This is a genomic window from Rahnella sp. ATs2 (assembly GCF_051851855.1).
Lineage (GTDB): Bacteria > Pseudomonadota > Gammaproteobacteria > Enterobacterales > Enterobacteriaceae > Rahnella > Rahnella variigena.
Genome location: NZ_JBLYPL010000018.1, coordinates 63,772 through 84,295, shown reverse-complemented (window position 1 = coordinate 84,295; position 20,524 = coordinate 63,772). Strand labels below are relative to the sequence as shown.

At 49.9% G+C, this 20,524-nt stretch carries 25 protein-coding genes and 1 pseudogene; 15 read left to right on the top strand and 11 right to left on the bottom strand.

Annotated features, from left to right (window positions below):
* Positions 1-5 precede the first annotated feature (5 nt).
* Positions 6-998, bottom strand: coding sequence for a flagellar motor switch protein FliG (gene fliG, locus ACJY2G_RS18915; RefSeq protein ID WP_112291784.1), 993 nt, complete (start codon positions 996-998; stop codon positions 6-8).
* Positions 995-2,704 carry a flagellar basal-body MS-ring/collar protein FliF gene (gene fliF / locus ACJY2G_RS18910; protein WP_112291782.1) on the bottom strand — a complete coding sequence of 570 codons (1,710 nt, stop codon included), beginning with the start codon at positions 2,702-2,704 and terminating at the stop codon, positions 995-997. The genes fliG and fliF overlap by 4 nt, the downstream gene beginning before the upstream one ends.
* 283 nt (positions 2,705-2,987) lie before the next feature.
* On the opposite strand from fliF, the gene fliE reads away from it, so the two are divergent.
* The 3 genes from fliE (at position 2,988) to ACJY2G_RS18895 (ending at position 5,232) form a co-directional block, all read left to right on the top strand.
* A complete protein-coding gene (gene fliE / locus ACJY2G_RS18905) occupies positions 2,988-3,302 on the top strand; it encodes a flagellar hook-basal body complex protein FliE (RefSeq protein WP_120163032.1) in 315 nt (104 codons plus the stop codon).
* A 639-nt stretch (positions 3,303-3,941) separates the two neighbouring features.
* On the top strand, positions 3,942-4,847 hold the full coding sequence (locus ACJY2G_RS18900; protein WP_112291802.1) for a bestrophin family protein: 906 nt from the start codon (positions 3,942-3,944) through the stop codon (positions 4,845-4,847).
* Positions 4,848-4,992: 145 nt separating this feature from the next.
* Positions 4,993-5,232 (top strand): hypothetical protein, encoded by a 240-nt coding sequence (locus ACJY2G_RS18895; protein ID WP_112291778.1) that lies wholly within the window; start codon positions 4,993-4,995, stop codon positions 5,230-5,232.
* 73 nt (positions 5,233-5,305) lie between these two features.
* On the opposite strand, the gene ACJY2G_RS18890 is transcribed toward ACJY2G_RS18895, so the two are convergent.
* The gene (locus ACJY2G_RS18890; protein ID WP_112291776.1) at positions 5,306-5,770 is read right to left on the bottom strand and encodes a GNAT family N-acetyltransferase; all 465 of its coding nucleotides are present in this window, start codon (positions 5,768-5,770) and stop codon (positions 5,306-5,308) included.
* Positions 5,771-6,100: 330 nt separating this feature from the next.
* On the opposite strand from ACJY2G_RS18890, the gene ACJY2G_RS18885 reads away from it, so the two are divergent.
* Complete coding sequence (locus ACJY2G_RS18885; RefSeq protein WP_165353196.1) at positions 6,101-6,274, top strand: hypothetical protein; 174 nt, start codon at positions 6,101-6,103, stop codon at positions 6,272-6,274.
* A gap of 139 nt (positions 6,275-6,413) precedes the next feature.
* Here the strand turns inward: ACJY2G_RS18885 and ACJY2G_RS18880 are convergent, their stop codons facing one another.
* Positions 6,414-6,614, bottom strand: coding sequence for a DUF7736 domain-containing protein (locus ACJY2G_RS18880; RefSeq protein ID WP_120163030.1), 201 nt, complete (start codon positions 6,612-6,614; stop codon positions 6,414-6,416).
* Positions 6,615-6,743: 129 nt separating this feature from the next.
* On the opposite strand from ACJY2G_RS18880, the gene ACJY2G_RS18875 reads away from it, so the two are divergent.
* Positions 6,744-7,013, top strand: coding sequence for a hypothetical protein (locus ACJY2G_RS18875; protein ID WP_112291772.1), 270 nt, complete (start codon positions 6,744-6,746; stop codon positions 7,011-7,013).
* Between the two features lie 118 nt (positions 7,014-7,131).
* Here ACJY2G_RS18875 and ACJY2G_RS18870 read toward each other — a convergent pair whose 3' ends face one another.
* Positions 7,132-7,407: a hypothetical protein gene (locus tag ACJY2G_RS18870; protein WP_112291770.1), complete on the bottom strand. Its 276-nt coding sequence runs from the start codon at positions 7,405-7,407 to the stop codon at positions 7,132-7,134.
* A gap of 239 nt (positions 7,408-7,646) precedes the next feature.
* Positions 7,647-8,084 carry a DUF4186 domain-containing protein gene (locus ACJY2G_RS18865; RefSeq protein WP_430320103.1) on the bottom strand — a complete coding sequence of 146 codons (438 nt, stop codon included), beginning with the start codon at positions 8,082-8,084 and terminating at the stop codon, positions 7,647-7,649.
* A 127-nt stretch (positions 8,085-8,211) separates the two neighbouring features.
* On the opposite strand from ACJY2G_RS18865, the gene ACJY2G_RS18860 reads away from it, so the two are divergent.
* Positions 8,212-8,466, top strand: a complete 255-nt coding sequence (locus ACJY2G_RS18860) for a hypothetical protein (protein ID WP_112291766.1) — start codon at positions 8,212-8,214, stop codon at positions 8,464-8,466.
* A gap of 71 nt (positions 8,467-8,537) precedes the next feature.
* Positions 8,538-8,696, top strand: coding sequence for a YqaE/Pmp3 family membrane protein (locus ACJY2G_RS18855; protein ID WP_015690040.1), 159 nt, complete (start codon positions 8,538-8,540; stop codon positions 8,694-8,696).
* 116 nt (positions 8,697-8,812) lie between these two features.
* Here the strand turns inward: ACJY2G_RS18855 and ACJY2G_RS18850 are convergent, their stop codons facing one another.
* The 5 genes from ACJY2G_RS18850 to fliD all read right to left on the bottom strand — a co-directional run bounded on the left by ACJY2G_RS18850 (position 8,813) and on the right by fliD (position 12,409).
* The gene (locus tag ACJY2G_RS18850; RefSeq protein WP_112291764.1) at positions 8,813-8,989 is read right to left on the bottom strand and encodes a GhoT/OrtT family toxin; all 177 of its coding nucleotides are present in this window, start codon (positions 8,987-8,989) and stop codon (positions 8,813-8,815) included.
* Positions 8,990-9,108: 119 nt separating this feature from the next.
* Positions 9,109-9,963, bottom strand: coding sequence for a helix-turn-helix transcriptional regulator (locus ACJY2G_RS18845; RefSeq protein ID WP_129639887.1), 855 nt, complete (start codon positions 9,961-9,963; stop codon positions 9,109-9,111).
* Positions 9,964-10,192: 229 nt separating this feature from the next.
* Positions 10,193-10,555, bottom strand: coding sequence for a flagella biosynthesis regulatory protein FliT (gene fliT, locus ACJY2G_RS18840; RefSeq protein ID WP_112291762.1), 363 nt, complete (start codon positions 10,553-10,555; stop codon positions 10,193-10,195).
* Positions 10,530-10,967 carry a flagellar export chaperone FliS gene (gene fliS / locus ACJY2G_RS18835; RefSeq protein ID WP_159281084.1) on the bottom strand — a complete coding sequence of 146 codons (438 nt, stop codon included), beginning with the start codon at positions 10,965-10,967 and terminating at the stop codon, positions 10,530-10,532. Before fliS ends, fliT begins: the two co-directional genes overlap by 26 nt.
* Before the next feature lie 14 nt (positions 10,968-10,981).
* Entirely contained in the window at positions 10,982-12,409 is a 1,428-nt protein-coding gene (gene fliD, locus ACJY2G_RS18830; RefSeq protein ID WP_430320104.1) for a flagellar filament capping protein FliD, read from the bottom strand.
* Positions 12,410-12,663: 254 nt separating this feature from the next.
* Between fliD and ACJY2G_RS18825 the strand changes: the two genes are divergently transcribed.
* From ACJY2G_RS18825 to tcyN, 8 genes and pseudogenes are all read left to right on the top strand, one after another.
* Positions 12,664-13,965, top strand: a complete 1,302-nt coding sequence (locus tag ACJY2G_RS18825) for a FliC/FljB family flagellin (protein ID WP_430320105.1) — start codon at positions 12,664-12,666, stop codon at positions 13,963-13,965.
* Positions 13,966-14,082: 117 nt separating this feature from the next.
* Positions 14,083-15,288 (top strand): annotated as a pseudogene (gene fliB, locus ACJY2G_RS18820) (flagellin lysine-N-methylase).
* 272 nt (positions 15,289-15,560) lie between these two features.
* Positions 15,561-16,283 (top strand): RNA polymerase sigma factor FliA, encoded by a 723-nt coding sequence (locus tag ACJY2G_RS18815; RefSeq protein ID WP_430320107.1) that lies wholly within the window; start codon positions 15,561-15,563, stop codon positions 16,281-16,283.
* A 54-nt stretch (positions 16,284-16,337) separates the two neighbouring features.
* Positions 16,338-16,844: a flagella biosynthesis regulatory protein FliZ gene (gene fliZ, locus ACJY2G_RS18810; RefSeq protein ID WP_095922218.1), complete on the top strand. Its 507-nt coding sequence runs from the start codon at positions 16,338-16,340 to the stop codon at positions 16,842-16,844.
* A gap of 169 nt (positions 16,845-17,013) precedes the next feature.
* On the top strand, positions 17,014-18,024 hold the full coding sequence (locus tag ACJY2G_RS18805; RefSeq protein WP_430320108.1) for a D-cysteine desulfhydrase: 1,011 nt from the start codon (positions 17,014-17,016) through the stop codon (positions 18,022-18,024).
* A 135-nt stretch (positions 18,025-18,159) separates the two neighbouring features.
* Positions 18,160-18,960: a cystine ABC transporter substrate-binding protein gene (gene tcyJ, locus ACJY2G_RS18800; RefSeq protein WP_120163023.1), complete on the top strand. Its 801-nt coding sequence runs from the start codon at positions 18,160-18,162 to the stop codon at positions 18,958-18,960.
* A 70-nt stretch (positions 18,961-19,030) separates the two neighbouring features.
* Positions 19,031-19,699, top strand: a complete 669-nt coding sequence (tcyL, locus tag ACJY2G_RS18795) for a cystine ABC transporter permease (protein WP_112291747.1) — start codon at positions 19,031-19,033, stop codon at positions 19,697-19,699.
* A complete protein-coding gene (gene tcyN / locus ACJY2G_RS18790; RefSeq protein ID WP_430320109.1) occupies positions 19,696-20,448 on the top strand; it encodes an L-cystine ABC transporter ATP-binding protein TcyN in 753 nt (250 codons plus the stop codon). Before tcyL ends, tcyN begins: the two co-directional genes overlap by 4 nt.
* Positions 20,449-20,524 lie beyond the last annotated feature (76 nt).

Below are 20,524 nucleotides of genomic sequence, written 5' to 3'. Positions count from 1 at the left end.
GGTTATCAGACATAGGAGTCCTCGCCGCCGCCAACCATCATTTCGCCGGATTCTGCCAGACGACGCACCGTCTGCAGGATAGCTTTCTGTTCGTTCTCGACCAGAGACATACGCATCGGACCGCGGTTCGCCAGGTCGTCGCGCAGGATATCGGCCGCACGCTGGGACATGTTGCGCAGGAACTTGTCGCGCAGCGGCTGTTCCGCCCCTTTCAGTGCCACCAGTAACGATTCGCCTTCGACTTCCTGCAACAGGCGCTGGATACTGCGGTCGTCCACGTCCACCAGATTTTCGAACAGGAACATCTCGTCGATAATTTTCTGTGCCAGCTCGCCGTCGTAACCACGAACGGCTTCGATAACCGCTTCTTCCTGCTGCGTTTTCATCAGGTTGATGATTTCTGCCGCAGTACGAATACCCCCCATCTTCGAACGTTTGAGGTTCTGGCCGTCGAGCAGGTTGTTCAGCACTTCGGTCAGTTCCGCCAGCGCCGCTGGCTGGACACCGCCGAAAGTGGCGATACGCAGCATGACGTCGTTACGCAGACGCTCGTCGAACAGCGCCAGAATATCTGCCGCCTGACCCCGTTTGAGGTGGACAAGGATGGTGGCGATAATCTGCGGATGCTCGTCGCGGATAAGATCGGCAGCCATCAGCGGTTCCATGAAGTTCAGTGTCTCCATGCCGCTGGTGGTTTCGCGCGATTCCAGAATGTCTTCCAGCAGGCTCGACGCACGTTCCTCGCCGAGCGCTTTGGTCAGAACCGCACGCAGGTATTCGCTGGTGTTCACGCTCAGCGCCGCGTACTGCTCGGACTCGTCTTCAAACTCGTTAAGGACTTCCGCCAGTTGCTTGTTAGAAATCTGATGGATGTTGGCCATCGCGCCACTGATTTGCTGGACTTCGCGAGGGGAGAGGTGCTTGAACACCTCCACCGCGCGGTCTTCGCCCAGGGTTATCATCAAAATGGCGCTTTTTTCGGTTCCGGTCATAGTCATGGTTGTTCGGTACTCATCCATTGGCGGATAACCAGGGCGACGATACGAGGATCCTTATCGGCCAGCTCCTGAACACGTTGAGTCTGCACTTCGACGCTGACGCGTTGCTGTGAACGCTTACGTTTCTCCAGCTCGTCGTTGCTGAGTTTGACCGGTTTGCTGCCTTCAGGCTGCGGCAGGGACGCGGCAAGAGCGGCTGCCGCTGCGGCATCTTTCTCTGCCTGCTGTTTGCGCAGCATCGGACGAACCATCTTGCGCCACAGCAGCCAGGCTACAATCAGCACCAGTAACCAGCGACCGGCATTGAGCAGTTGATCGAAGAACGCCTGTTGTTTCCAGAATGGCAATTCGCCGGTGTCGTCGGCCGCTTCGTTGAACGGTGTGTTCACCACGTTCAGCGTATCGCCGCGCTCCTGAGAGAAGCCCATCGCTTCACGCACCAGATCATCAATTTTCTTCAGCTGATCGTCAGTCAGCGGTTTGGCTTTGCCGTCCGTACCAACCTGATAGTTAACGACGACTGCCGCAGACAGGCGCTGAACGGCACCGGCGCTGTGCTGGGTATGAGTGATGGTGCGATCCACTTCATAGTTGGTGGTTTCATCACGACGACGGTTAGACGGACCGGAAGAACTGGTATTGCTGGCAGTGTTCTGCGCGTTATTACCGGCCTGATTCTGTGCGCCGTTAGCATTGTTAGCCGCTGGCGGATTGGTCACCGGCGCGGTTGCAGCCGGTGCTGGCTGATTGCTCAGCGCGCCCGGCACGCCACCAACAGCAGTTGCGCCAGTCTGATCACTGGTACTTAACTGACGTGAACGCACTGCTGCTTTATCCGGCGAGCCGTTCGGCTGGTAATTTTCATCCGTCTGTTCGCGGCTGGCGTAATCAATCTGAGCGGTGATTTGTGCGTGAACGTTACCGTTACCGACCACCGGTTGCAGGATGGATTCGATACGACGTTGCAGGCGGCCTTCCACTTCGTTGGCGTATTTCAGCTGGGAAGCATTAAGGTCGCGGCCATTGTTATCGGATTGCGTCAGAAGGTGACCGCTCTGGTCTACCACGGTGACGTTAGCCGGAGGCAATCCTGAAACGCTGCTCGACACCATATAAACGATGGCATTGATCTGACCGTCATCCAGCGCGCGACCCGGTTGCAGGTTCAGCGTTACGGAAGCGGAAGGATTTTTTTGTTCGCGGACAAACAGGGAAGGCTTAGGAATAGCTAAATGCACACGGGCGCTGGACACCGGACCGAGAGTTTCGATGGTGCGGGAGAGTTCACCTTCCAGCGCGCGTTGATAATTAATCTGCTCGCTGAACTGACTGATACCAAACTTTTCCTGATCCATCAGTTCAAAACCAACAGCGCCACCTTTCGGCAAACCGGCAGCCGCCAGTTTCAGACGCGTTTCATACACTTTATCAGCAGGAATAAGCAGTGCGCCGCCATTATCAGAAAACTGATAAGGGATATTCATCTGAGTCAGCTGAGTGACGATGGCACCGCCATCCTGGTCACCGAGGTTGCTAAACAACACCTTATAAGTAGGCTGTTTGGCCCACAGCATCATAACAACAACAATAGCCACGGCGGCCGCAGCAGCGATGGCGATAGGAATTTTTGGGTTGGCGCGCAGGCGATTAAGCAACGCAGTAAAACCGCTTCGAGGGGTTTCTGCGCCGGCTATTGCGGAACTCATACAAGATCCCTATTTAGCTGTTGGATGGTGGTGTTCATGTTGTCTCTTAACAAAACAGACTCCCAGGTGGCGCAATCGTTGAAGCGTGACATTTTTCAGTCCTCCGTAAAGGCAGGCCTATTTTCTAGGTGAGCCATTATTTGCCCCTCAAGGCAAAGTTAATGGCCCGATAAGCCATGGTTTTTAGGTTCAATTACCGCGTTTAGGAAAAAACTGATGTGATAGGGTGTGATTCCATGAAATAGGCCATTTGTACCGTGACACCCCGACAGACGGAGAAAACATGTCAATTCAAGGCATTGAGAGCGTTTTACAGCAGATGCAGGCCACTGCCATCCAGGCAGGCGCGGCACCGCAGACCGATACGGCATCAGAAGCGGGTTTCGCCAGCGAATTAAAAGCGGCATTAGGCAAGATCAGCGAAACGCAGAACAACGCGAAACTGGAATCTGAAAAGCTCGAGATGGGCGTTCCCGGCGTAAGCCTGAACGATGTGATGGTCGATCTGCAAAAATCGTCAATTTCACTGCAACTGGGGGTTCAGGTCAGAAACAAACTGGTGGCGGCGTATCAGGATGTGATGAACATGTCGGTGTAAATAAACAGGTTTTCAAATTTCACAATGAAATCAATTAAATTGTACCTGTAATCCGAAGGGGTTAGCGGGGGCAGTTTATTTGTGTTTGGGAATGAAAAGGATTTATTTCCACACAATTTGGTGTTTTTGATTTTAAAAACAAATGTCTGAAAACCGGTATTAGAAATACAAGGCGGTAAAACGATTAATAATCGTCCTCAGCGTCTTTAGCCGCTGATTTCATTACTCTCCATGCCACCAGCGCTGCCAGCAGAATAAAGATAACCAGAGAAATAAGTAAAATTGTCAAAGCCCTTATCCTTCAATGTATTTGGAAGGTTGCCGTGGACTGTCGCCATATACTGAAGCGGATGTTCAAACTATAGCGGCTGTTGAAGCACTGCGGCGAAAATGAACATCATTCAGTGAATACAAGAATTGCGGCTCAATACTATTATCGGCACGAAGTAACCACAACCTGAGGGGCAGAGGAGAATTGTTGCAAATTGTTTAGTTACGTTATTATTGCAATGTAATGGGTTGTAAGCGGATTCAAGAAAAAATGTTACCAATGTCACAAAATTGTCCTTTGCATGTGCAGGTTTATTTGCAAGAATCGCAAAAAAAAATCGCTTCACCTGCATAAAGCACCTGCTCAAAATGATAATCCGTCCTCCCCGTCACTGGTTCTTGCGTTTGTTCGCCTGGCATGGCTCCGTCCTGCCCAGTATTTTGTTCCGTCTGAGTCTCAATCTGCTGATGTCACTGGCTGCCATCCTCAGTCTGCCCTGGTACGAGACGCTGGGGGTTAAGCTCACACTGGCGCCTTTCAGCCTGCTCGGGGTGTCCATCGCAATCTTCCTCGGCTTTCGAAACAGCGTGGCCTATTCACGCTATACAGAAGCCCGGCAACTGTGGGGCGGATTGCTGATTGCATGCCGTACGTTGCAAAGTCAGGTGATGGCGGTGTGTCCGGGTGAGGCGCAGCGTGTGACAGCACTGTTGCTGGCATTTTGTTACAGTCTTAAACATCAGTTGCGGCACAGCGATCCGCGTCCTGATTTGGAGCGTTTGCTGGGTGAGGATGCGGAAGATATTCTGTCGCGCCGCGCACAAACCAACATGGTGCAGCTGCGGCTGTCGCAATGGCTGGCCGAACGTCGCCGGACCGGCGAGCTGTCAGATGTGGTGTATGCACACATGGATACCACGCTTTTACAGCTTTCTCAGGTGGTCGGCGGGTGCGAGCGCATCGTCAGCATGCCGATTCCGTTTGCTTACGGTCTGTTGCTGCACCGCACGGTCTATTTATTCTGTAGTCTTTTGCCATTCGCACTGGTCGTTGATCTGCATTACATGACGTTGCTGGTGTCGGGCTTTATTTCCTACACCTTCCTGTCGCTGGACACGCTGGCGGAAGAGCTGGAAATGCCATTTGCTTATGCCAATAACCACCTGCCGATGGATGCCATGTGTACCAATATCGAGATTAACTTGCGTGAGATGAACAACCAGACGCAGCTGCCGGACACGCCAGTGCCGGACAAACATTTTCGTCTCAGCTAGATGTGACGGATTGCACGGAATGAACATTATTTGTTCGATGAATGGACAAAATTCTTAAGATTCACAAGACTGTCATAATTGCGAAACAAAAGTGAAATAACCTGTTGGAGCAAACACAAATCCAATCTGTTCTCACGAGGTATTTATGTCAGTCATTCAGGCCAAATCATTGCACGAAGCCGAAGACCTGCTTAATTCCGGTATAGTGAAAAAAGTCGAACTGGCTTTTAATATTAACAGTGATGAGTTTTTTAAACTCGCGCTGGAATGCGGTGACCGGGGTGCGAAAATCACTAAGGGAAAAGAACACTTTGTTATCACCTTCAAAAAGTGGGTTATTCCTTCCAATGATCTCACGGCAACGAAAAGCAACGTTTTGATGTAATGGCTTTTCGCGTCTCCATAACACTGTCAGAAGGCAGCGTTATGGAGATATTTGTTTTCCTGCCTGTAACGCTTTATGCCACCGCTTTCATCATATAAACACTGAGCGGATCCGGTGCCTGCTGATAATCCCCAAACGCCTGCGTCCGTGAATAACCCAGTTTCTCGTACAGGGTAATGGCCTTTTCCTGAAACACGCCCGTTTCCAGAAACAGCTCCCGGTGTCCCAGCGCTTTCAGTTTCTTTTCCATTGCGGCGATCAGCAGCGATGCGATACCTTGCCCGCGAAACAAAGGATTTACATAAACCCGTTTCATCTCAGCCAGCCCCTGTCGGGTAATGTACAGGCAGGCGCAACCGGCCCAGTCGTCATCTACCTTCGCCATGAAACAGGTAATTTCACCTTCATCAAGCTCAGTGATGTTAATCCCCTGAAAAGATTCAGGCGGATAAAGCGGGTATTGATACGCGTCCAGCTCTGCAATAAGCCGGGTTAAATGCGGGTGGGTGGCATCGGTTTCAAAAATCTGGGCACTCACAGCGTGGGCTCTCATTGCAACAAAATGGACAAGTATTCTTAACCGGAATTACACCAAAAACAAGGGAGCAAATAAGGGAACTGTGGGCTGAAAGCCGTGCAGATGCAGGAAGAGTGTAAAATTTAATGATGATCTGGAAACGTCTGTCAGAGTTGTCTGATTTTCAACCACTGCGTTCTTTTTATAGGTTATACCTAATTCATTTCAGTAACATTTATCCGACGTGATTAATGTATACAATGAAATAACTCTGTGTGATTAATAGAAGGCGCATGATCACTCAGGGTGCAAAGAAGTAAAATATAAGAAATTGATTCTAAGGATAAAAATATGGCTGTCTATCCTGTTGGCGTTTTTGTCACGCTTACTTTTACACCAGGTTTGTTTGAAGTTGTCGCTGTGCTGGATGAGCTTACGCCAGTGCAATACCAGGTCATGAATGTGGAGACCGGAAATGTGATCCGGGTGAATGAAAACTTCATCCGGGGGATTATAAAACCCTAAACTTCAACGCATTAAGCTTAAGAGATCAGAGGCCGGACAGGCAAACTGTCCGGCCTTTCTTATTCATCAGGAAACACGTTTATCAGGAAATACGTCTATCTTGAAACGAGTTACCAGGAAACACGGACCCGCGATCAGGTTAATCAGGCATCAGGTTGTTAAAATCTTCTTCATACAGGCCACGGCACTCTTGCATAAATTCCGGGTAGCCCAGTTCAGACGTCTGAACTTCGCGGCCCAGACGTTTTTCCAAATCCTCGTGAAACCACTCAAATTCGCCATGCAGAATGCCGGTAAAACCGGTCAGGATGATGCATTGCTCTGGCGTTAATTTTTTCACGGCCAATCCTTATGATGTTTTGAGCACAATAAATGCTGAAAGAGAGAAGTGCTTCACGCCGGTATCCGGTAGGACGCGGTGACATATTCTATCCTTTAATTAATCTCACTGGAAAACAAGGAGTCACATATGGATCAGGATCTGTTTGAACAGGCACCGTTGCCGTTGCTTACACGTTTTCAGGTAGGCGACCGGGTAAAATTACTCACGTTTCCGGTGGGTGTTCATCCGGCCAGTTATCAGCTTGATGTCGTGATCACCAGCATTCAGGACGGCGAATTTGAGGGGGAAATCCTGCGCATCGCCCCCCTCGGGCGGCTGGGACACCATGAAGCGCACTTTACGCTGGGCGGTCACGTCGCTTTCTTTGCCAGGAACATTCAGGGGATGGCGGCGTAAACCATAATGGCCTTTTGCAAAAAATACGTCTGGCGGCCATAAAAGTTCTGGCGGCCATAAAAGCAAAAACCCCGCGAAACGGGCGGGGTTCAATGACTTCATCATAATGTAGTGCGGATTACATCAGGGGCTTAACGTGCTTGGTCAGCGCCTGGTTACTTAATTCATCAGCCTTGATTTTCGAACAATTTCCGCAATAGCCAACGAGATACCAGTTCCCGTCTGCCCCTTTTTCCGGATTCACTTTGTAGCGCTCATTTTGTTTACCGTAAAATTCGCGCTCTGCGTGCTTTGATGCATCTTCCCAGAAGCACAACGAAAACTGATGGCATTTATCGACATGCCGTTGTCCGTTGCGACTTCCTCCAACCAGTAAATAATGATACTCAGACATGCATGCTCCTTTTCCCAATGTGGGCAATTATCCTGACAACAAGTTTCGAACTCGTTTCACCTGGAAAAACCATCTTAAAGACTGCACAAGAAGCACTGCTAAAAGGGGGCGCTCAGGGCTACCCATGACACTTTTTTAAATTCCTTAAAATTATAGAGCACGATGGGGGACTGGCTGGTGAAAGCTAAAAATATGTGATGAAAGTCACTTTTTATTTTTCTCTGAGTGTGACATTCCTCTTACAACAAATTGAGTTGTTGTGCTTCATCGCCGTTATCGGGCTTTTTCTGCTTAGGTTTTCGCGGCTTAGCGACGGGAACAGGGCGCTGCATTTCAGTATTCAGCCAGTGCATGATTATCGTAACGGTATAATCTTGCTGGATTTTTGACATTTCGGTGTGCGCAGGAATGCTATGCCATTTTTCCAGACATCCGCGGCAGCAGGTGGCGGTCGCGTGTTGCGCGATAAATACCGGATGGCCGCGCATAGGTGTCTGTTTCCCATCATTTTGTGGTTCGGATGGCGCAAGACGGCTGGCAATAAAATCTGCAGCGTGGCGGCTGATACCTGCCGCGCCTTTATCCTGACAATAAGAATACTCTTTCGGGCCAAGATGGAAGCGCTGGCGGAAGGGAGAAGCCGCCAGGCGCTGAAAAACAGCTTCAGTGGAAAACATTGTCATTTGTCCGTTTAAAATCTACACGCTGAAATAGCGGGTCAAACCCTATCAGCTCAGCCTTTCGCATTGATGCCCACGTGCTAGGCTGGCCTGACTGATTCACTAAACCCGGCAGGCTCCCGCGATGGCAGAAAAACATGTTATAGATTTGGTCATGACGGTCAACAAACACGCCGAAGAAACTGCCATGCAACAAATGATGTTGCGCAATTTTATCATCGTGATGTGCCGCAGCATGACCGAAGAGCAAAAAAATCAGGTGAGATGGCAGATGCGTCAGATTCATCAGGTCACAGATGCGGAGTACCGTGACGGGGATGTGCAGTTACTGGAAAAAGCCCGCCGTGACGTAGAAATCATGCTCGAACTGATCAATTAGGTTTCATCTGATGTCCGGGGCACATGGCGATGGTCTATCATTAAGTTAATGATAACCAAAGGGAGATAAGTATGGGATTTTGGAGAGTGTTAATCACTATTCTGGTGCCGCCGCTGGGCGTGCTGATAGGTAATGGTTTTGGCGGTGCGTTTCTGCTGAACATCATTCTGACACTGTGTGGTTATCTGCCGGGCTTGATCCACGGCTTCTGGGTTCAGACACGTAAGTAATCGTCAGAACCCTAAAGATACAGCGTTTTGAACATAACCCGGTTTTGACCCTCTCAGGTCAGGCCGGGTTTTCTTTTGGCCAATATCTACAGGCACTATGCATCAGGCACTATGCATCAGAACAGAGAGAACAACATCACCACGGGCAGGCTCATAGGCCAGGTGAAACCGATAATGCCGGAGGTTAACAATCTTATTTTAATCGTGTCACGGCTCACCAGAAGGGTAAACAATACCGCAATACCCAGTCCGCCCCAGTAAATCGTCTTAATAACTTCCCACCAAACGTGCACAACTGACCCCTGAATATGGATAAAAATGACGGCGGGTATGATATTCCGTTAACATCTGGTAATCAATTGTTGTGTGATGTTACTCAAGTTTTTGTTGTGTGGTGCTTTGGTGTGAATTGTTATATTTCTTCGGTTGTGCCTTGCGTCTGCGCCGAAAGAGGGCGCAAATGTCCGCGAATGGCGGTCGGGGCGAAGCCAAAACGTTTACGAAAACGCTCCGCAAAACGTGAAGCACTTTCATAGCCGACCTGATGGGCAATATGCGAAATCGCCAGATCTGTACATTGCAAAAGCCGCAGGGCATGGGTCATGCGTACATCAATCATCAGATTTCTCAGGACACAATCTTCTGCCGCCAGACGTCTTCGCAGCATCACCTCGTTCATCATCAGATTTTCGGCCACTTCTGCCGCCGTAAATGATTTATGCAGATTATTGATCAGCAGTTCGCGCACCTGTTCTGTGACGGTTTCAGGGTGTTGCAGCGAATAACGCACGCCGAGCTGTGATAACCATAAGAGTTGTTCGATCATGCGGTGGCGGGTAATGGCTGCGGGCAGGCCGTGGTGCCAGAGAATGGCGCTGTGCGTGTCGGTAAAACTTTGTTTAAAGGCGGTGGGAATATGCGGAATAACCTGTAAGTTTTCGACAGAGATAAGCGGCGGACTAAAGCCGGTGGCATGCAGCCCGGCATCGGTGAGTAACTGATGATCCCACGCCATAATGGCGCTGCTGAACGGGCCGTTATCGGAAAGATGGTGTGTCAGGCTCAGGGTTTGTCCGCTGTTAAGAACCAGCATTTCGCCGGATTGCAGCGTAACCTGTTGTTCCTGATAGTTTATTGAAAGACTGCCATTCTGAACAAGGATCAACTGTGGCTTATTAATATAAACATCATGAATAAAAAGTTCACTGTGCTGAATAAGCAGTGAAATAGTTCCTATCCCTGGTGTCACTTTTATTTTACGAACCATGTTGATGATGCCCGAAAAAAGACGACCGCAATTTGTTGCTTGCTGCCTGATATAAAGTCCCGCTCATGCTGATACAACAAACAGGCTGCCGGATGGTACGGGTTTCACAAGAGAAGACCAGAGAGTGCCAGCCCTGGCAGCCAGGCGCTCTCTGCCTCTGAAAACTTTTTGTACAAGAAATATTGAAAAGTAAAACCAACTTAACTTTAAATTTTTCAGGGATCAATAATTACTGGCGATCGCCAAATGCGATCGAACGGAGATCAATCTTTCCGTAAGTCATATTTACTTGTTGTTGTTTTGACGACTGCCCGATCAGCTCGGTGAGTTTTTTCATCCGCGCTTGTAATAACGTTTTAACCGTATTTTCATTATCCAGAATGATACGCAAATAACGGCGGATATCATTCTGAACCATGATCGATGTCTGTTCTGACATCGGTAACTTCGTCGTTGCTTCTACTGCTTTCACGTAACCGACTTCGAGCTCGACCAGCTCATCCCATTTCTCTTCATTCGCCAGCCGCAACATCTGCTCGCTTAAAGACAGGATCAGTTGATATTCATTAACCAGATACTGATGTTGATCCATTATATTGGTCCTGCGACGGGTGGTAGTTTGGGCCGATTTGCCGCCAGGCATCGGCGATGTTTTCAAGCAAGGCCAGCACTTCCGTAATGGCCTCTTGATCGTTGTGTAAATTGGCATGTAATAAACGACGGACCATATAGGAATAAAGCGCTTCCAGGTTATCCACTAATTCAGGATCTCCTTTCTCACGACTTAATCCGGCTTTCAGTCCGCTGTCGATAATATTAATAGCCATAGACAGCGATTTGCCTTTTTCGGCAATGCTGCCTTGCTGGATAAAAATACGAGCACGGATCAGGGCGCTGCGCGCCCCGTCAAATAACATGGTGACCAGCTGATATGGCGTGGCGCTCATGACGCCACTTTCGAGGCCTACCTGTGCGTAGGCCTGAGTTCCTTTAGCGTTATACATAATCTGTTTCCTTACTAGCTTGAACTTGATGAGGACATGGCTTCGAACTGCTGCGTCAGATAAGTCGCGGTGCTGTTGAGCTTCTGAATCGAGACATCAAGTGCCGTGAATTGCGTTTTGTAACGGGCGATGGTGTCGTTAATGCTGGTGTTCACCTTGTTGTACTGCTCGGTGAGGCTTTTCAGCGTGGTGTTCACGGCTGTCTGAGCGTTAGCAATCGTACCGGTGCTGGTGTTCAGGAACCCGCTGTTCAGGTTGCTGATGTTGGTCATCACACCAGTCGTCTTACCATCACCGATCATCATGGTCTGCACGGCGTTCGGGTTGTCGGTCAGCGCGGTGCTCAGTTTAGTGCTGTCAATTTCCAGTTTACCGGTGTCCGGATCAGTGGTGATCCCGATACTTTGCAATGAGCTGACCGTGCCAGAACCTGAAACGCCGGTGATGGCTGTTTTCAGACGTGTCTGGATAGTGCGCAGCGCGCTGTCACCGAGTAATGCACCGTTGGTGCTGTCAGCGGTATCAGCATTCGTCGCGGTTGCCGTAAACTTGGTCAGGCTGGTGAACGTATCCTGTAATGAGTTATAGGCATCAACGAATGTCTTAATTGCTGATGTTGCAGTGCTGGTGTTTTTAACAACCGTTAAGGTTGCAGCAGTTGATGTCGTGTCGGTGAGATTTAAAGTAATCCCGTCCTGCGCATCACTAATAGTGTTGCTCTGGCGTTCCAGATCGATGCCATTAAAGGTCAGTTTGGCATTGGCGGCAGTCGCGTTTTGAGTCATCGCACCGGTGCCGGTAGATGAGTCATAACCAATAATATTATTCAGCTGGTCATCACCGGTGACGCTCACGGTCATTTCTGAATCAGTACCGGTATTGTTGGCGCTCAGCACCAGCTTATAGCTGCTGTCGTCCACTTTCACGATACTGGCCGTGACACCGCCACCGGCTTTATTGATCGCATCACGAACGCCGGTCAGTGATGTTTGATCATCAGTTAACTTGATACTTAATGGTTTACTGCCGTCACCCTGGCTGATAGTGAGGGTACGGGTGTTATCAGTGGTCGTCGCACCCAGCGCGGTTTTATTACTTGATTGCGTCGCTGAAACTAAAGATTGCGCAGAGGCCAGCTGTGTGATGGAAACGGAATATTTGCCCGCCGCAGCGCCGGTGCTGGTGGTCACACTAAATGCTGACGTGTTGCTCGACGTGGCACTGGTCGCACCGTAAGTATCGGTGGACGACAATGCGGACGCTGCGTCGGAAAAGGTCTGCAATGCACTTTGCAGCGTGCCGTAGGCCGTCAGTTTTGCGCTATAGCTGGTCTGTGCCGTGGTGATTGGCGTCAGACGCGCCTTTTCTGCGGTGGTCAGGTTATCCAGCAGGGTAGTGAGGTCTAAACCTGAACCGATACCTAATGAAGAGATAGTGGCCATATGTATCCTTGTACGGGTTGTATAAGAGTCTTTAAGCCCTATCGGCACGACGGAGAAAAAGTTTAATGGAATGCAACAAAAAGTAATGGCGTGAATAGGCGGTATAAGGAAGGGTAATTCTCAAAGTAAGAAATCGATCTTTTTTGAGAAATAGTTCTAAAGGTTACGTGTGTAGCGCCGATACAAGTTTGGACGGTGATGAACGCCGTGGGCAATAAGCCCGAACCCTTAACCAGATTTGAAGGAATACACTCATGGCTCAAGTTATCAATACCAATACGCTGTCTCTGATGACTCAGAACAACCTGAACAAATCCCAGTCCGCACTGGGCACCGCTATCGAGCGTCTGTCCTCCGGTCTGCGTATCAACAGCGCAAAAGACGATGCTGCTGGTCAGGCGATTGCTAACCGCTTCACTTCTAACATCAACGGTCTGACTCAGGCTTCACGTAACGCCAACGACGGTATCTCCGTTGCGCAGACCACTGAAGGTTCACTGAGCGAAATCAACAACAACTTACAGCGTATCCGTGAGCTGTCAGTTCAGGCTGCCAATGGCACCAACTCATCTTCTGACCTGACCTCAATCCAGGACGAAATCACTTCCCGTCTGTCTGAAATCGACCGCGTATCGGGTCAGACTCAGTTCAACGGCGTGAACGTGCTGGCTTCTAACCAAACGATGAAAATTCAGGTTGGCGCTAACGATGGCCAGACTATCTCTATCGACCTGCAGAAGATTGACTCTTCTACTCTGGGTCTGTCAGGTTTCTCCGTATCTGGCAACGCACTGAAAACCAGCGATGCCATCACTCAGGTTGGCGATACTTCTGCAACGCCTTCTGCTGTTAACCTGTCTGCAGCTGCGAGTTCACTGACAACGTCCACTGGTTCAACTGTTGCTGCTTCCAGCCTGTCTTTGGTTAACATTCAGGACAGCACCGGTGCTGCAACTAATACCTACGCTGTTAAATACGGCAGTGACTACTACGCAGCATCTGTTAACAAAGCTACCGGTGATGTGACCTTGAACACCTCTAACGTTGCTTACAGTGATTCTGCAAACGGTGTGACCGCTGCAAGCAAAACTGGCGCATTGGTAAAGGTTGGGACTGATGCAACAGGTGATGCTGCTGGCTTCGTGACTATTCAGGGTAAAAACTTCCAGGCTGGCACCAACGGTACTGATGTTCTGAAAAACAGCGCTGGCGCAACTGCAACAACTGTTGCCACCGCTACCTTTGATATCGCGACTGCTACTCAGTTCACTGGCGCATCAAGCAACGATCCGCTGGCTGCAATCGACGCCGCTATCGCGAAAGTCGACACCTTCCGATCTTCACTGGGTGCGGTTCAGAACCGTTTCGATTCTGCGATCACTAACCTGAGCAACACCACTACCAACTTGTCTTCTGCACAGAGCCGTATTCAGGATGCTGACTACGCAACTGAGGTTTCTGCCATGTCTCGTGCGCAGATCCTGCAACAGGCGGGTACTTCAGTACTGTCTAAAGCTAACCAGGTTCCACAGTCTGTGCTGTCCCTGCTGCAATAATTACTGCTCAGCTTTTATCCTCACAAAAGGCGGCCATTTGGCCGCCTTTTTGCTCAATGGGGTTATAGACTTTTTATTTAAACTGGGTATTACCTTTCTAATTTTTCGGAATCGAACATGAAAGAAATTCTGGTCAGTGAACCTTCCTATGTGACCCATTTCAATTGCATAGGTGCTGCATGCCGCGATCATTGCTGTAAACGCTGGAATATCACTGTCGATAAAGCAACGTATAAAAAATACTTAAAGAGTGAAATTCCCAACATACGTAAGGTTGCCCAGGAAGAAATGTTACTGACAAAGAAAAACGTTGACCAGTGGGCACTGATTAAATTCAATGAGGAAGGGAACTGTTCGTTCTTCACAGAAGATAGCCTCTGCTATATACATAAAGTCGCAGGGCCGAAATCACTCAGTCATACTTGTTCCTCCTATCCGCGAACGCAGACTACCTATAAGAATTAAGAATTAAAAAGTCTGAATCTGTCTTGCCCGGAATCAGTCAGGCACATTTTGTTCAACGAACAAGCCATGAATCTTGAAACCACGTCAATGCTGAAAAGTAACTTCAATCAGTCTTCTCCTGTCGATATGGAGGGGCGTCTGATCAATCTTTTTTGTGCGAACTTGATGATGCAGCCGCAAAATCGTGTTGAAGAGAACCTTTATGCGATTATCTACTTCATTATTTTTTATCAGAAAATCACAGGCAGTCTCGATGAAAAAATTGGCCAAATGGAAAATGCATACGAAAGCATTGTCACCCAGATGGCATCCGGAGCTCTCACAGAAGCGATGGGTAATGTAAAAGAGTTGCAAACCCTAGAGCTGCAATTGTTACTTGGGTTGCAGAAGCATATGTTAGAAACGGAAGGATTACGTGGGCAAGATAGGTTACTTGACTACATGATCCGTCTGAATAATTTTTTCGGCTCTGATAAGACGGAAGAGCAACTTAGCTCAGGCTTATCACAATTGAAAAAGGGCTGGGATTGCATTGCACTCCATTGGTTAAACCAACGCCCCTACATTATGCGTAATTATTTCCAGTATCGTTTGTATCATGACCAGTTTGGTATGACACGGCAGCAACCTCTGCTGAAAGAAATTTATCTGATCGTGGTTGATTATTTTTTCATTAAATCACTTCTTTCTGCTGCCGCACTGGAAAAGGGATATCTGACCGACGACGACTTAATCGATGTCATGTATAGCTATTCCACGGTTCGCCAGCATGACAGAAAAGTTAATGACAAATTTTCACAGGAGATCGATCGTTTTAAACGCAACGATGACCTCAGCGTTCTCAATCTTCTCGTATAGTTCTCATATAAACCCCGCTTCGGCGGGGTTTTTTTTAACCAAAATTTACGATTCAGTGGGTTAAATGAAAACCATTCGCTGGTATAATTTAGGATAATCTTTATGTTGTGATTGTTTTTTATACCATCGTTCGCGCGTCGTGATGGGCAGTCAGAAACAGAATGTGCGAGACATAATCAAAATAACCGCGCTTTTCTGGCCTTATTCAGCCGATTGAACAGCAAATAGCACTGGCACAATGATACTGACCCTCAATTTGCCAGGTTACGACAGTGAGCGATCTGTATACCGCCGACGGCGTGATAGACAAAAATTCTTTGTGGCAGCGCTATGTTCCGCTCGTGCGCCATGAAGCCCTGCGTTTGCAGGTGCGGCTTCCCGCCAGTGTAGAGCTTGATGATCTACTGCAAGCGGGAGGGATCGGCCTGTTAAATGCGGTTGAGCGTTTTGATGCGATGCAGGGAACGGCGTTTACTACGTATGCCGTCCAGCGTATCCGCGGTGCAATGCTTGATGAGTTGCGCAGCCGCGACTGGGTACCGCGCAGCGTCAGACGTAACGCGCGCGAAGTGTCTCAGGCGATGCATAGCGCAGAACAAAAATTAGGGCGACCACCGAGTGAAGGAGAGGTGGCGCAGGCGCTGGATATTCCCATTGAGGAATACCGGCAGATATTAATGGATACGAACAGCAGCCAGTTGTTTTCATATGACGAGTGGCGTGAAGAGCACGGCGATACTGCCGAGGCATTGATGGAAGGGCACGAAGAGGCCAACCCGTTACATCATCTGTTGGAGGGCAATTTGCGCCACCGGGTGATGGAAGCTATCGATGCGTTACCAGAACGGGAAAAGATGGTACTTACGCTTTACTACCAGGAAGAGTTGAATTTAAAAGAGATCGGGGCGGTGCTGGATGTCGGGGAATCCCGGGTAAGCCAGCTCCACAGTCAGGCGATTAAGCGCTTGCGCACACGTCTGGCAAACGACCACTGATCCGCTTTTTCCTGGCCGGTTATACATTTTATATCCCTTATCAGGAATAAATTTATGCCAGCGGGAATCAAAACAAGGCCTTTAAGCCGTTATCTTAAAGATTTTAAACACAGTCAGACTCACTGCTCACAGTGTGCAAAAGAACTCGACAGGATGGCCTTGGTGTTTCGCGGGCAAATCATCAATAAAGAGGCCATCGCCAAGATGGATCAGCCTATTGATGATGACGTGTGGCACAACCTGTCGCAGGAACTGACCGCACTGTGTCGTTTTTGCAGTGAGATAAGCTGTAACAGCCATTCGTCTTATTTCGACATTATGGCGTTTAAGCAATATCTGTTCGAACAGACTGAGATGAATCACAGCACGGTGCGCGAGTACGTTGTCCGCCTCCGCCGTCTGGATGAAATCCTCTCTGCCAATAACTATCCTCTGGATAAACTTTCCGGGGACAGTATCCACCAGCGGATCATCAGTGATTTGCCAGTGGCGGGACACGATAACTACCGTATTGCCCTGCGCAAATACGACCAGTATCTGGCCTGGCAGAAATCTGCATAACGCACCACACAAACAGGCTCCTGCGGGGGCCTGTTTTTTTGTCTTGCATCCCGCTCTGCGCAAAGTATAAATTCTTCATATACTGACTTTATTACCATTCTCCAGACTCTACCCAACTTCGACTATAACGACTTCGCACGGCGACACGTCTGTGCGTCAGGGGAACATTGTGCCTGCTAAAATTTCTTTGCTTAAAACCCGGCTGGAAGCCTTTGACCGTCTCGAACTCTTAAGCAGCCCGACGCCGCTGGAGAAACTTCATCGTCTCTCGGAATTCACCGGACGCGACATTTACATTAAGCGCGACGACATCACGCCGCTGGCGCTGGGCGGCAACAAGCTGCGTAAGCTGGAATATCTGGCCGCCGCTGCGCTGGCAGAAGGCGCGGATACGCTGGTGACCGCCGGGGCTATTCAGTCTAACCATGTGCGTCAGACGGCGGCTGTGGCAGCCAAGCTGGGTCTGAAATGCGTGGCGCTGCTGGAAAACCCCATCGGCACCACCGAAGCCAATTATCTGACTAACGGTAACCGTCTTCTGCTCGATTTATTTAATGTGGAAGTGGTGATGTGTGACGCGCTGCATGATCCGATGGCGCAGCTGGCAGAACAGGCTGAACGTCTGGAAGCGCAGGGGTTCCGTCCGTACGTTGTGCCGGTCGGCGGCTCGAATGCGCTCGGTGCGCTGGGCTATGTGCAATGCGCACTGGAAATCGCCGAGCAGTCTTCGGCCAATTTTGTTGATTTCAGCGCCGTCGTGGTGGCTTCCGGCAGTGCGGGAACGCACGCCGGGCTGGCGGTCGCACTGCATCATTTAATGCCTGACACGCAACTGATTGGCGTGACAGTGTCACGCAGTGCGCAGGATCAGCGTCCAAAAGTGGAAGCCATTGCCCGTGAAGTGGCAATATCGCTTCAGTTTGATGACAACGCGCCGCCGGTTATTTTGTGGGATGAGTATTTTGCTCCGCGCTACGGTGAGCCGAACGAAGCCGGAATGGCAGCAGTAAAACTGCTGGCAGAGCAGGAAGCCATGCTGCTGGATCCGGTATATACCGGCAAAGCGATGGCCGGTTTGCTCGACGGCATCGAGCGTGGTTTGTTCCCGGATGAAGGCCCGATCCTGTTCATTCACACGGGTGGCGCACCGGCACTGTTTGCGTATCATCCGCAAGTTTGATCGCCTAAAATGCGCTTATGCTTTTTTGAGCTAAGATTATAGAATTATATTCCTGATAACTGATGCGACCGGTGCTACTGTGCGCAAATCAGTAAGGCATATAACTTTTTATAATGAACAATAATTGAGGTGAATATGGGTTTTTCAGCGTTACGTCGTCGTTTAGTCCTCGGGGCAGTGGCCGTGACATTATCCACCGGGCTTATCAGCAACAGCTTTGCGGATGAAGGTTTACTGAAGAAAGTTAAAGATCGCGGCACATTGATTGTCGGTCTTGAAGGTACGTATCCTCCGTTCAGTTTCCAGGGTGAAGACGGCAAACTGACCGGTTTTGAAGTGGATTTCGCTGATGCGCTGGCACAGCACATGGGCGTGAAAGCTAAACTGCAACCGACCAAATGGGACGGTATGCTGGCTTCACTGGAATCCAAGCGTATTGATGTGGTTATCAACCAGGTGACCATTTCTCCTGAGCGCCAGAAAAAATACGATTTCTCTACGCCATACACCGTGTCCGGTATTCAGGCGCTGGTGAAGAAGGGCGCAGAAAGCTCGATTACCAAACCTGAAGATCTGAAAGGCAAAAAAGTCGGCGTGGGTCTGGGTACTAACTACGAACAATGGCTGCGTGCAAACGTGCCAGGTGTTGATGTCCGTACTTATGATGATGACCCGACCAAATATCAGGATCTGCGCGTAGGCCGTATCAATGCGATTCTGGTTGACCGTCTGGCGGCACTGGATCTGGTGAAGAAAACCGGTGATACCCTGGCTGTTGCAGGCGCACCGTTCTCCCGTCAGGAATCCGGCGTAGCAATCCGTAAGGACAACCCTGAACTGCTGGCGGCGATCAACACCGCGATTGCTGAAATGCAGAAAGACGGTTCACTCGCGAAGATCTCTGAAAAGTGGTTTGGTGCTGACGTGACGAAGTAATATCCGTAAAACCGGAGCGTCAGACTGGCGTTCCGGCTCATTACGAACTGATCCATAAGGTTCTTACCTGATGCAAGAAAGTATTCAACTGGTGCTGGATTCAGCACCATTTTTATTGAAAGGTACCCTGTTTACCCTTCAGCTCAGTCTGGGCGGAATGGTCTTCGGGTTAATTCTGGGCTTCATCCTGGCGCTGATGCGCCTTTCGCATTTCTGGCCGCTGTCGTGGATATCGCGTTTTTACGTGTCCGTATTCCGTGGCACGCCGCTGATTGCTCAGCTGTTCATGATCTATTACGGCCTGCCGCAGTTCGGCATCGAGCTGGATCCTATTCCGGCGGCGATGATTGGCCTGTCTTTAAACACCGCGGCTTACACTTCTGAAACCCTGCGTGCGGCGATTTCGTCCATTGAAAAAGGGCAGTGGGAAGCGGCGGCAAGTATTGGTATGAGTCCGTGGCAGACGCTGCGCCGCGTGATTTTACCGCAGGCCGCGCGCACGGCACTTCCGCCGCTCGGCAACAGCTTTATCGGTCTGGTGAAAGATACTTCGCTTGCCGCCACCATTCAGGTACCGGAACTGTTCCGTCAAGCGCAGCTGGTTACTTCGCGCACGCTGGAAGTGTTCACCATGTATCTGGCCGCATCCGTTATCTACTGGGTGCTGGCGACCGTTTTATCCTTCCTGCAAAACCGTCTGGAAGACCGCGTTAATCGTCAGGATCAGGAGCCTTCATGAGTACTATCGACGTAAAGCAACTGACTAAAAAGTTCAACAAGCAGACGGTGTTACAGGGTATTGATTTGCAGGTGAATGCCGGAGAAGTCGTGGCGATTATCGGGCCGAGCGGTTCCGGTAAAACCACGTTACTGCGCAGTATTAATCTGCTGGAAGAGCCGGATGGCGGCACCATCAAAGTCGGCAATATCGAAATTGATGCCAGTAAGCCGATCAGCAAGCAAAAAGATAAAGTGCGCGAACTGCGCAAACAGGTCGGTTTTGTCTTCCAGAACTTCAATCTGTTCCCGCACCGCTCTGTGCTGGAAAACATTATTGAAGGGCCGGTGATTGTGAAGGGCGAGCCGAAAGAAAAGGCCATCGCCACCGCGCGTCAGTTACTGGAAAAGGTCGGATTAAACGGCAAAGAAAACGCCTATCCGCGGCGCCTTTCCGGCGGTCAGCAGCAGCGTGTGGCGATCGCCCGCGCACTGGCGATGAACCCGGAAGTGATTTTGTTCGATGAACCGACCTCAGCGCTGGATCCGGAGCTGGTCGGCGAAGTGCTGAACACCATCCGCGCGCTGGCGCTCGAGCACCGCACCATGGTGATCGTGACCCATGAAATGAGCTTCGCCCGCGATGTCGCGGACCGGGCGATCTTTATGGATCAGGGCCGGATCGTGGAGCAGGGACCCGCGAAAGAGCTGTTCTCTAATCCGCAACACGCCCGCACAAAACAGTTCCTCGAGAAGTTTTTGGCTCACTAAAAAGCCTGGTCTGCTCCTTCCCCTGCGTAGGGGAGGAGTACGGCAAACCTAAAAGAGTTATTCGTTCCCCTTGTTC

Coding starts and splice junctions, on each gene's coding strand:
- fliF (WP_112291782.1), bottom strand. CDS start 2,704: ATGAGTTCCGCAATAGCCGGCGCAGAAACCCCTCGAAGCGGTTTTACT.
- fliG (WP_112291784.1), bottom strand. CDS start 998: ATGACTATGACCGGAACCGAAAAAAGCGCCATTTTGATGATAACCCTG.
- tcyL (WP_112291747.1), top strand. CDS start 19,031: ATGCAAGAAAGTATTCAACTGGTGCTGGATTCAGCACCATTTTTATTG.
- fliE (WP_120163032.1), top strand. CDS start 2,988: ATGTCAATTCAAGGCATTGAGAGCGTTTTACAGCAGATGCAGGCCACT.
- tcyJ (WP_120163023.1), top strand. CDS start 18,160: ATGGGTTTTTCAGCGTTACGTCGTCGTTTAGTCCTCGGGGCAGTGGCC.
- fliD (WP_430320104.1), bottom strand. CDS start 12,409: ATGGCCACTATCTCTTCATTAGGTATCGGTTCAGGTTTAGACCTCACT.
- ACJY2G_RS18885 (WP_165353196.1), top strand. CDS start 6,101: ATGGCTGTCTATCCTGTTGGCGTTTTTGTCACGCTTACTTTTACACCA.
- ACJY2G_RS18875 (WP_112291772.1), top strand. CDS start 6,744: ATGGATCAGGATCTGTTTGAACAGGCACCGTTGCCGTTGCTTACACGT.
- fliZ (WP_095922218.1), top strand. CDS start 16,338: ATGCCAGCGGGAATCAAAACAAGGCCTTTAAGCCGTTATCTTAAAGAT.
- ACJY2G_RS18870 (WP_112291770.1), bottom strand. CDS start 7,407: ATGTCTGAGTATCATTATTTACTGGTTGGAGGAAGTCGCAACGGACAA.
- fliT (WP_112291762.1), bottom strand. CDS start 10,555: ATGGATCAACATCAGTATCTGGTTAATGAATATCAACTGATCCTGTCT.
- ACJY2G_RS18900 (WP_112291802.1), top strand. CDS start 3,942: ATGATAATCCGTCCTCCCCGTCACTGGTTCTTGCGTTTGTTCGCCTGG.
- ACJY2G_RS18860 (WP_112291766.1), top strand. CDS start 8,212: ATGGCAGAAAAACATGTTATAGATTTGGTCATGACGGTCAACAAACAC.
- ACJY2G_RS18825 (WP_430320105.1), top strand. CDS start 12,664: ATGGCTCAAGTTATCAATACCAATACGCTGTCTCTGATGACTCAGAAC.
- ACJY2G_RS18895 (WP_112291778.1), top strand. CDS start 4,993: ATGTCAGTCATTCAGGCCAAATCATTGCACGAAGCCGAAGACCTGCTT.
- ACJY2G_RS18845 (WP_129639887.1), bottom strand. CDS start 9,963: ATGGTTCGTAAAATAAAAGTGACACCAGGGATAGGAACTATTTCACTG.
- ACJY2G_RS18865 (WP_430320103.1), bottom strand. CDS start 8,084: ATGTTTTCCACTGAAGCTGTTTTTCAGCGCCTGGCGGCTTCTCCCTTC.
- ACJY2G_RS18855 (WP_015690040.1), top strand. CDS start 8,538: ATGGGATTTTGGAGAGTGTTAATCACTATTCTGGTGCCGCCGCTGGGC.
- tcyN (WP_430320109.1), top strand. CDS start 19,696: ATGAGTACTATCGACGTAAAGCAACTGACTAAAAAGTTCAACAAGCAG.
- fliS (WP_159281084.1), bottom strand. CDS start 10,967: ATGTATAACGCTAAAGGAACTCAGGCCTACGCACAGGTAGGCCTCGAA.